This is a genomic window from Rhabdonatronobacter sediminivivens (assembly GCF_013415485.1).
GTDB lineage: Bacteria > Pseudomonadota > Alphaproteobacteria > Rhodobacterales > Rhodobacteraceae > Rhabdonatronobacter > Rhabdonatronobacter sediminivivens.
On the sequence record NZ_JACBXS010000067.1, the window covers coordinates 1 to 8,757 of the forward strand.

Annotated in this window: 10 protein-coding genes and 1 pseudogene; 3 read left to right on the forward strand and 8 right to left on the reverse strand. The window is 59.2% G+C overall.

What is annotated here, in order from left to right; all coding sequences use genetic code 11:
• Window positions 1–53: 53 nt before the first annotated feature.
• The 3 genes and pseudogenes from HUK65_RS17295 to HUK65_RS17305 all read right to left on the reverse strand — a co-directional run bounded on the left by HUK65_RS17295 (window position 54) and on the right by HUK65_RS17305 (window position 1,743).
• Window positions 54–590 carry a hypothetical protein gene (locus HUK65_RS17295; protein ID WP_179907522.1) on the reverse strand — a complete coding sequence of 179 codons (537 nt, stop codon included), beginning with the start codon at window positions 588–590 and terminating at the stop codon, window positions 54–56.
• Between the two features lie 61 nt (window positions 591–651).
• Window positions 652–1,074, reverse strand: a pseudogene (locus tag HUK65_RS17300) (transposase); the annotation flags it as partial.
• Entirely contained in the window at window positions 1,075–1,743 is a 669-nt protein-coding gene (locus tag HUK65_RS17305) for a LuxR C-terminal-related transcriptional regulator (protein WP_179907523.1), read from the reverse strand. It abuts the pseudogene before it with no gap.
• A gap of 758 nt (window positions 1,744–2,501) precedes the next feature.
• On the opposite strand from HUK65_RS17305, the gene HUK65_RS17310 reads away from it, so the two are divergent.
• Window positions 2,502–2,903 carry an Hpt domain-containing protein gene (locus HUK65_RS17310; protein ID WP_179907524.1) on the forward strand — a complete coding sequence of 134 codons (402 nt, stop codon included), beginning with the start codon at window positions 2,502–2,504 and terminating at the stop codon, window positions 2,901–2,903.
• Window positions 2,904–3,025: 122 nt separating this feature from the next.
• On the opposite strand, the gene HUK65_RS17315 is transcribed toward HUK65_RS17310, so the two are convergent.
• From HUK65_RS17315 to HUK65_RS17335, 5 genes are all read right to left on the reverse strand, one after another.
• Complete coding sequence (locus HUK65_RS17315; RefSeq protein ID WP_327787152.1) at window positions 3,026–3,838, reverse strand: type II secretion system F family protein; 813 nt, start codon at window positions 3,836–3,838, stop codon at window positions 3,026–3,028.
• Window positions 3,839–3,984: 146 nt separating this feature from the next.
• On the reverse strand, window positions 3,985–4,932 hold the full coding sequence (locus HUK65_RS17320) for a type II secretion system F family protein (protein ID WP_327787153.1): 948 nt from the start codon (window positions 4,930–4,932) through the stop codon (window positions 3,985–3,987).
• 52 nt (window positions 4,933–4,984) lie between these two features.
• Window positions 4,985–6,418, reverse strand: coding sequence for a CpaF family protein (locus HUK65_RS17325; RefSeq protein ID WP_179907526.1), 1,434 nt, complete (start codon window positions 6,416–6,418; stop codon window positions 4,985–4,987).
• Window positions 6,419–6,517: 99 nt separating this feature from the next.
• A complete protein-coding gene (locus HUK65_RS17330) occupies window positions 6,518–6,688 on the reverse strand; it encodes a Flp family type IVb pilin (protein ID WP_179907527.1) in 171 nt (56 codons plus the stop codon).
• A 558-nt stretch (window positions 6,689–7,246) separates the two neighbouring features.
• The gene (locus tag HUK65_RS17335) at window positions 7,247–7,489 is read right to left on the reverse strand and encodes a hypothetical protein (protein ID WP_179907528.1); all 243 of its coding nucleotides are present in this window, start codon (window positions 7,487–7,489) and stop codon (window positions 7,247–7,249) included.
• A gap of 97 nt (window positions 7,490–7,586) precedes the next feature.
• Here HUK65_RS17335 and HUK65_RS17340 point away from each other — a divergent pair, with 97 nt between their 5' ends.
• Together HUK65_RS17340 and HUK65_RS17345 are read left to right on the forward strand one after the other, a co-directional pair.
• Window positions 7,587–7,778 carry a hypothetical protein gene (locus HUK65_RS17340; RefSeq protein WP_179907529.1) on the forward strand — a complete coding sequence of 64 codons (192 nt, stop codon included), beginning with the start codon at window positions 7,587–7,589 and terminating at the stop codon, window positions 7,776–7,778.
• A 37-nt stretch (window positions 7,779–7,815) separates the two neighbouring features.
• The gene (locus HUK65_RS17345; RefSeq protein ID WP_179907530.1) at window positions 7,816–8,625 is read left to right on the forward strand and encodes a response regulator transcription factor; all 810 of its coding nucleotides are present in this window, start codon (window positions 7,816–7,818) and stop codon (window positions 8,623–8,625) included.
• Window positions 8,626–8,757: the final 132 nt, after the last annotated feature.

Consider the following 8,757-nt stretch of genomic DNA (forward strand, 5'->3'; position numbering starts at 1 on the left):
CCTCGGATATCGCAACATGGGCCGACGACCCATCGAAACCGTCATGTCATTCGTCAGTCAAGAAGGTTAAGTGGACAGATAACCTGATCTGTATATCCGTTGATGTTGCTGCCAAGCTGGTTTGCGTTCGACAGAATGCCATCCCTAAATATTCGAGCACTCTGCCCGTCGATCTGGTCGCCTATGACCCGGTATTCTTCGCCAGCTTCCACTTCGAAGGCGACGTAAGGCCCGCTGTTGTTCTCTCTGAGAATACGGTAGGTGCCCGTCCCCGGGTCGTATTCAATCTCGCCCTCGGCGTTTGGATGAGGCACCAGCGTTCTGGTACCAATCACATTGGGACCGAGGTTTGACGCTTCGAACAGCCCGTGACCCGCTGGGCCAAGCAGCTCGTATAGTCGGTCTATCGCTGATTGCAGGGCCTCGATGGTCGGCGCCGTAGGGTATGGCGCGCTCTGGCGTTCTGTGACCACGCGATTGCCGCCGACGAGCAGGCCGTCCTCATCAACAGCGCGCAAGCCTCTGATAAGAAACCCGTCCTCGTCACCAGCGCGCAAGCCGCCGATCAGAAACCCGGACCCGTCAGCCACAGTGTGACCGCCGATTCGCAGAACATTGCGAGGTAGTGTCCAGAATCTTTCGCACTTTTTCTCAGGCGACGGCTCCGTGGGTTGAGGATTGCTCCGCATAGAGCGGGTCCATGTTCATGTATTCTCGGGTCGACCATTGGCTGCCCGCGATATGGCGCAGCCTTGCCGCGGCCAGGTTCAGGCAACTCTGCCCATCGGGAAATGCCCCCACCACGCGTGTGCGTCGGCGGATTTCCTTCATGATCCTCTCCAGAGGATCATTGGTCCGGATCTTCAGCCAATGGCTGTCGGGGAAGCTGTAACAGCTCAGCGTTTCGTCGATATGTGTCTCGACGAGATCGGCCGCTTTCCCCAGCTTCTGGCGGCGCAGGTCCGCCACGACGCTGGCGGCCTTCTCCTGCGCCGCTTCCCGGCTCTCCTGGGCGTGGATCGCCTTGAGCATATGGCTGAAGACGTTGCGGTAGAAATGCACCATGCAGCGCTGTCAGCGGGGCCTGAACCGGGAAGCCTGCGCCGCGATCTGCGTTCGGTTCTTCACACCAAGCCGAAGGCAAAGCGAGGCGACATGAAACTTCACCGTACTCTCGCTGACCGACATGGCCCGAGCGATTTCCTTGTTGGACATCCCCTTGATCACATGCGTCAGGACATCGTTCTGCCGCGGTGTAAGGTTTTCCAGATGTCTTTCTTCGGGCGTGGTTCCTTCAAAACTCTGCCCCGGTGCGCCATTTTCGACACCCTGAATATCCGCGATGAATTCGGGCACATAAATGCCACCATTCACAATCAGATTTATCGCCTCTTCCATTTGCTTGACACCGTCACCCTTTGGGACAAACCCATGGGCGCCGGCATCCAATGCGCGCAACACATCCCATCGATCTCGCGATGCCGAAACAACGGCCACCCGTACATAGGGAAACGCTTCGCGTGTTGCGCGAATGCCTGAAAAGGTATCCAGGCCTTCCATGTTCAGGTCGAAAAAAGCGAAGCGCACAGCTTCATTGATGCTCATTGCTTCGATGGCATCATCCAGCGATCCTGTTTCCAGCACCTCGGGAATATGGAGCTTTTCAGTCAACACAACCCTTAGCGCCAGACGAAAGAACTCGTCATCGTCTGCTGTCAGGGCCATGGATCCGTTGGTGCTCATTACGTAAGCATACATCTGCCATGCTTCACTCACAATACCTGAAGCTGAATCTCGTCCCACAGCACACTCAAAACGGGACAGGGTACAACTGCCTGATCCCACCCTGATCTTGCATGGCTGACGATGCCGGGACGGGGCGGCGAGGGCGCCCCAGCGGGCCCGTGCCGGGCAATACCCTGCAAACCGTTTGGATCCCCTTCGGGTGCTTCAAATCGCGCTCCGATCATGACCACCTGCCCGGGCCGAGGCGTTCAGTTGCGCTCGTCATCGACGGAAAGTCTCCGGCATTTGTGACCCGATTGGCCACACGGTCAGCCAGACACGCAGCGTCATGAGAGGGGATGCAAGCCTTCAGAGGGAAACCCCTGCGTATTGCTGACGCCGGCATCAAGACCCCCGCGCGTCAGCTTGCGCAATTCCTGTTGCAGGATCATGGAACCGGGGCGGTGCCTTTGCATGGCTGGTCACGCTTGCACGCAAATGTGACCAGGCTTCGCCGCGTGACCGAAGCTCGTGCTTGAAGATTTGCATCGCGGCGGACGCCTTGGCCGGTGGTCTTTGTCGGGGATCTCCAATTGCCGAAATCCCGGTCTGCTGGACATGAGCTTCCGTCTTATTTAGGGTCAGAGCGCTCCAGAGTTAATTCGCAGACCGTGGGGTGAATTGATCCGATGCGGTCCTCCTGAGCAGGGTGCATGGAATGGCCTGGGGGTCGAATCAATCTCCGTATTGTGATCTGGATGGATCAGTCAAATAGAATGAAAGTGATCACAGGAGGCGACATGGAGACTTCAGGAAACCATTCGGATGAACCGGGATTCTGCCGTGAGTCTCTTGAGGAGTTCGTCTCTGTAATGGGTGAAGCGCGCGCAAGCGAATGGCTGGACGCATTGGCAGAGCGTCTTTCTTCGGCCTTTGAAGACAGGAATGGAGATCCGTCGGAGATCCGGAATATGGCCCATTCCACGGTTTCGCGTGCCGGGACGCTGGGTTTCATGGAGCTGGCAAATCGTTGCGCAAAACTGGAGCAAGCGATTACAAGAAGGAGAAACTATGTCGAAGAACTGGAAGACGTCCGGGATGAAGCCAGGCGGGTCATGAATGTGCTGTCACGCCTCAGGGTGGACCTGAAAAGGGAAATGCGGCCCGATGATGATTGAGTGCCGTTTCGCCCGGTTGTATTGAGAGCGCTTCATCATTTTGGCGCGTGATTTTGGCGAAACTCTGGACCGCCGGTTCAGCGTCCTGATGTGCGGAAGCACTCGGCAGAAGCGGAGAGGGTTTATCCCATGACATACTGGATGATCGTCGGGGTAATGATCACCGCGAACAGAACCGGAAGAAAAAACAGGATCATCGGCACCGTGAGTTTCGGAGGCAGCGATGCGGCCTTCTTTTCCGCGTCCGCCATGCGCATGTCGCGGTTCTCCTGTGCCAGAACCCGCAAGGCCTGCCCCAGGGGCGTGCCATATTTTTCTGATTGAATCAGGCTGGTTACGACGGCCCTTACCCCTTCAAGCCCGGTCCTGCGGCCCAGGTTTTCGAACGCCATCCGGCGATCCTGAAGGTAGGAAAGCTCGGCCGTTGTCACGATAAGCTCATCCGAAAGCGCTGGCGCAGATGCGGAAAGCTCCGCAGAGACCTTGCGCAGGGCGCTTTCGATGGACATGCCGGATTCGACGCAGATCAGCATCAGATCGAGCGCATCGGGCCAGGCGCGTTTGATGGCAAGTTGCCGTTTCTTGATCTTGTTCGACAGGTAAAGCGGCGGCAGATGGGAACCCGCGTATCCCGAAGCCAGGACCACCGCCAGCTGGAGGAGTAGCGGCTGGTCTTTCAGAACGATGGCAAAGGCATAGAAGGCGGAAATCGCCAGCATCAGAACCGGGATCAATACCAGAAAGGCCAGATAGGTCACCACCGGCGCCTGACCGCGATACCCGGCCATCCGCAACCGGTTTACGATCTTTTCATCGGAGAGAAAGCGCGAAAGATTGAAAGCTTCGACAACGCGTTGGTAGATGCGCCTTGGCTGCTGGCGCAAGGACTGCACGGAACCTTTCGCAAGGATGGGGGCGGGGCCGCCCTCCAGCACGGCAGCGGCAATGCGCGCCTTCAACGGGTTCGGGGCGACCACCGACCAGAACAGTGCCAGGATGCCCCCGGCGACCGCCAGGCCCGCCAGGAAAGGGGCCAGCGCAGGGCCGATGTCCAGGATGTTGTCTATCTGCATTCTGTGTCTCAAATCTCGAAGTTGATCATGTTGCGCATGACCAGAACGCCAATTCCCATCCAGACCGCACAGCCCAGCAACACCATGTTTCCAAGTGTCGTGGTGAAGAGCAGCGAGATGTAGTCAGGGCTTGTCAGATACACGAAGAATGCGACCCCGAACGGAAGTGCCGCAATGATGCCCGCCGAAGTCTTGGCCTCCGAACTCATCGCCTTGATCTTCTCTCGCATCTTCTTTCGATCACGCAGCACGCGTGAGAGATTGCCCAGCGCCTCTGACAAGCTCCCCCCGGTTCGGCTTTGAATGGCGATCACGATCCCGAAGAACCGGACCTCGGGCAGGGGCACGCGCACCGCCAGCCGCTGAACGACCTCTTCATTGGTCATGCCGAGTGTCTGGTCTTCGACGACCTTCCTGAACTCTGACCTGACCGGCTCCTGGGCTTCGGCAGAGATGATCTTCAGGCAATCCGAAAGCGGGAGGCCTGATTTCACCCCGCGCACGACGACATCGATCGCGTTGGGGAACTCCTGTGTGAATTGCAGAAAGCGGGCGTTCCGGCGCCGCTCGACAAAGAGATGCGGCAGCAGGAGCGCGGCCCCGGCCGCAAGGATGGCGATGACCGGGAGGGCCTGCGAGGTGAGCGCCTTGAGTATTCCCAGCGCGATCACACCCGTTCCCAGACACGCCAGCCAGTATTGCCCGCGCGAGAGCGGCAGATCGGCCTGCCGCAGGCGCTGCTCCAGCGTCGGGCGCTTCGGGCGTTCATCGTTACCGTCTTCGCCCGCCTCTCTGATGAAATCCTCGATCGACTTCCTACGAGACGGAGCCGCGCCCGCCGAGGACCCGGTGAGCGCCATCGTCATGCGCTCTCGCGTTTTCTCGGCCTGCCGGATCCGGGGCTGCAGGAGTGCATACATCAATCCTGCGACCGAGAATGAGACCAGGGCAAACACCAGCAGGGGATAGGCAACATTCACGTCAGGTTCCTTTGACTTGCTGCGGTCTTCACGCTTCTGCCGCCTTCAGCGCGGCGACGAGTCTTTCCTGCTCGCCGAAATATCGGGCGCGATCCCAGAACGCGGGGTGGCCGATCCCGGTAGAGCGGTGACGGCCGATAATCATGCCATTGGCGTCTTCACCAAGGATGTCATAGATGAAGAGATCCTGCGTGATCGGCACGTCGCCTTCGAGCCCAAGCACCTCAGTGATATGCGTTATCCGGCGAGAACCGTCGCGCAGTCGTGCCGCCTGGACGATGATGTCGATGGACGAAACCATCATCTGGCGGATGGTCCTGGCGGGAAGCGAGAACCCCCCCATCGTGATCATCGCTTCGATACGGGACAGGGCTTCGCGCGGGGTGTTTGCGTGCAGCGTGCCCATGGAGCCGTCATGGCCGGTATTCATCGCCTGAAGCAGATCGAAGGCTTCGGGCCCGCGCACCTCACCGACAATGATGCGGTCCGGCCGCATGCGCAGGCAGTTCCGCACAAGGTCGCGCATGGTTGCCTCGCCGGCCCCTTCGACGCTTGGCGGGCGGGTCTCAAGTCGCACCACATGCGGCTGTTGCAGCTGCAACTCTGCCGAGTCCTCGCAGGTCACGATGCGTTCCGAAGGTTCGACAAACCCGGTGAGGCAATTCAGCAGCGTCGTCTTGCCCGAACCGGTCCCCCCCGAAATGATCACGTTGCACCGTACGCGACCAATGATTTCCAGCAGAGTGGCCCCCTCGGGCGTGATCGCGCCGAACTTGACCAGTTGGGCCAGCGTAAGCTTGTCCTTCTTGAACTTGCGGATGGTCAGTGTGGGGCCGTCCACGGACAGCGGCGGGGCGATCACATTCACCCGGCTGCCATCGGGCAGGCGCGCGTCGCAGATCGGACTTGACTCATCGACGCGGCGGCCAACCTGGTGCACGATGCGCTGGCAGACGTTCAGCAGTTGCTCATTGTCGCGAAAGCGAATGTCGGTTCGTTCAACCCGGCCGCCAACTTCGATATAGATGCAGTCGCTTCCGTTAACCATGATGTCCGCAATGTCATCACGCGCAAGAAGCGGCTCGAGCGGGCCATAGCCCAACACATCATTGCAGAGATCCTCGATCAACTCGGCTTGCTGGGTCGATGAGATCGCGACCTTTCTGGCCGTCATGACATCGCCGGCAATGGCGCGGATCTCGTCCCGCGCCTGCGCCATCTCCATCGCGCCAAGCAACGAAACATCAATCGCATTGATGAGTGCGGCCAGGATCTCCTTTTTCAGAGTATGGTAGGCCGGCGATTTCCTGCCTGTATCTGCCTTCTCCGAGGCGGGGGCAGGTGCAGGCATGTCCGGTTTGGCAACGCGCGCGGCAACAGCAACATCCTCAACCGGAGCTGCAGCCTCCGTCGCAGGCTCCAGGGGCATGACATCGATGGACCCTGTGCGTCTGCCGAACATGCGTGCCTCCGGATCGGAATTTTCCCGGGCGGAGGCCGCCTGGCCTCCGCCAAGAGCTTCTGGGCGTCGCACCCTGGTCCGTGCGAAGCAGAAGCCGGATCAATCGTCGCTCAGCGCGTCCGATATTGCATCGAAGGTGCTGCTCAGGTCGGTGCCAACGGTCATGACCGCGGTGATGATGACGACCGAAAGTAAACCGGCGATCAGGCCGTACTCGATCGCGGTGGCGCCGGATTCGTTCCTGATGAAGCGAGAGAAGAGTTTGGTCATGGCTGAAGTCCTTGATTGATGCACCAATACTGCGGTGACGGTTCCTGACGCGCTCAACCAGGGGTGGCGGCGTCTTTGACTGGATGCTGAATTCCTGGCGGGAAATATACTTGGCCCGATGGCCGAGCCGCCTGGCCAGACCTCTGCGATCCCGGTATTCTTAACGAATTCATAACGTAACCGAGGTACTTCGGGCGGTGAGCTGCCACTGACATCGCCAGAACCGCATACGAATCCGGGTGCACGGTTAGCAACCGGCGGGCGAATCGATTGGCCAGTTGGTGAGGGCGGGCAGGCGTGGTGGACAAGCCATAAGGGCAGGGGAATGCCATCCTGATGCGCAAATGATCTCGCTTTCCGGCAGGCGTGGCCACGCTGCTGGACCCGATTGCGCGACGTGCGCCGGGGTGCGCCGCCGGTCATTGAGCGTTTCCTGTCCGAACAATACAGGCATCCCGTTGCCCGCTGCGCGCGAAAATGCCTGGCCGCGGGGCAACAGCCGAAAGCGCCGGGCGGCAGGCCGACCGGTCTGAAAGGCGCATACAGGTGCAAACCGGTTCAGATGGTCCAGAATTTTCGTAGGATACGCACAATGCCTGCGATCAGGGCTTTAAACGCAAGCGCAAGCCCGCGATTGCTTCGTACAGGGACCGCCATCTTCGGTCCGATGCGCCAATACACGGCAATGAAGGCCCGGCCCCAGGCGCAGCTTTGCCCCTGCGAAGAGCCGGCCAAAACCTTCGGCGCCCGCACAGCGTCCGCGGCCGGACTGACCAGGTGGCCGGGTCCGGGGTTGTCCATCAGGTCAGCTATCGATCCCTGGCTGCGCTTCGTAGAAATGATGGGGGGTGCTCCCGGGCATCCAGAACAGGCGCCGCAACCATGAAGGGAACGCAGGATGGTTCTTGGATATGTCATGACAGGCATGACCACTGGCGCGCTGCTGGCCGGGATGGGCCTGTTCGCAGGAAGCCCGCTCTGGGTCGCCGTGCTGCTCTATTCTCTGGGCGGAACAATCGGATTGGCCGGATGTCTGGTCGGCAAAGGGGTTCGGAAACACCATGCCTCCCCGCGTAGCATGTTTGGTTGAGGTCTGGACGGTTAGGTGCGGCAAACCGGTCCGTAACATGGAAGTGCAGGAGGCGCGTCGCATGCATCATGCAATGATCCACGAGGCAGACCGTCAGGTTTGCCCCGACGATTATTCCGTGATCCTGATTTCGAAGTCACTGCAGCAACGCCGCCGGATTGAGGCTTTGCTTCCATCGCAGGAGTTCACGGTTCGCGCATACAGTGTTATACGAGTGGCCCTGTGTGAAATCGATGAGTGTGAGCCCGATCTTGTCATCTTGCATGATGAAAGCCTGTCTGAAAGCGGGCTTCGGTCGATCCATAGGGTCAGGGGTGTCACGAATGTTCCATTGGTCGTTCTGAGCGAATGCACCGACGAAATGACGCGGGTCAAGAGCCTTCAGGTCGGTGCAGATCTGGTGATCTCAGCAGATGAGTGCGAAGAGCCTTTTGCATGCCAGCAGATCCGCGCATTATTGCGACGCGTCAAGATCGAGCGTGAGGCCCACAAGGCCTCTGGCAGATCCATTACCCGCGGTGCCCTGCAATTGTCCCCGGATTTCCAAACTGTAACCTGGCATGGCGCACCGGTTGACCTGACCCGCTCACTCTTCAAGATCATCCACCTTCTGTCGGAACGGCCAATGCATGTGCTGACCCGCGAAAACATTCAGGACCTGGTTTACGGTGACAATGGCCTGGTGAATGAGCGGACAATTGACAGCCACATCAAAAGATTGCGCCAGAAATTTCGAGAAACCGACCCCGATTTCGATGCTATCGAGACAATTTATGGTGTCGGCTATCGATTTCGTGCCGAGGCCGATAGCCTTTCATCGGAGTCCCTCATGCCATTACAGGCATAACTAAGGGAAACTGCACTCCCTCCGGGCCTTCTTTGCTCCAGGCGTCGGAAAAGTGGGGGATGTCCCGATGAATGTTGAAATCGGGTCGGGGCAGCGCTGCCGGGGTCATGGTTAGGCGGCCTCTGCGGTCTG